Origin of the sequence: Pseudovibrio sp. Ad26, assembly GCF_001623285.1 — a bacterium.
GTDB classification, from domain to species: Bacteria; Pseudomonadota; Alphaproteobacteria; order Rhizobiales; family Stappiaceae; genus Pseudovibrio; species Pseudovibrio ascidiaceicola.
Genome location: NZ_LMCE01000091.1, coordinates 1 through 535, shown reverse-complemented (window position 1 = coordinate 535; position 535 = coordinate 1). Strand labels below are relative to the sequence as shown.

At 41.3% G+C, this 535-nt stretch carries 1 protein-coding gene; it reads left to right on the top strand.

Translation table 11 applies throughout. The features are described from left to right. The first annotated feature begins 260 nt into the window (after positions 1-260). Positions 261-461 carry an antirestriction Ral family protein gene (locus PsAD26_RS19565; RefSeq protein WP_000213975.1) on the top strand — a complete coding sequence of 67 codons (201 nt, stop codon included), beginning with the start codon at positions 261-263 and terminating at the stop codon, positions 459-461. Positions 462-535: the final 74 nt, after the last annotated feature.

Sequence of the window (535 nt, the reverse complement as noted above, 5' to 3'; positions counted from 1 at the left end):
CTCCAGAGGTTCATTACTGAACACTCGTCCGAGAATAACGAGTGGATCCATTTCTATACTCATCAAACTGTAGGGGTTGTAATAGTTTATCCGATTTCTCGCTGTAGGGGTACACGAGAACCACCGAGCCTGATGTGGTTAAAAGACAGGCACAATCTTTACTACCGCAATCCACTATTTAAGGTGATATATGGAAGAAGAATTTGAAGAGTTCGAAGAGCATCCTCAGGATGTGATGGAACAATACCAGGACTATCCGTATGACTACGACTATTGATAAAAATCAATGGTGTGGACAATTCAAGCGATGCAATGGATGCAAGCTGCAATCGGAATGCATGGTTAAGCCTGAAGAAATGTTTCCTGTAATGGAAGATGGGAAATATGTCGATAAATGGGCAATACGAACGACGGCAATGATTGCCAGAGAACTTGGTAAACAGAACAACAAAGCTGCCTGATAGTGGCCTTTATTTTTGGCATAAATAACAGAATAAACACTGCACTGTGTATTCATTCCAACGAGTGAATACAC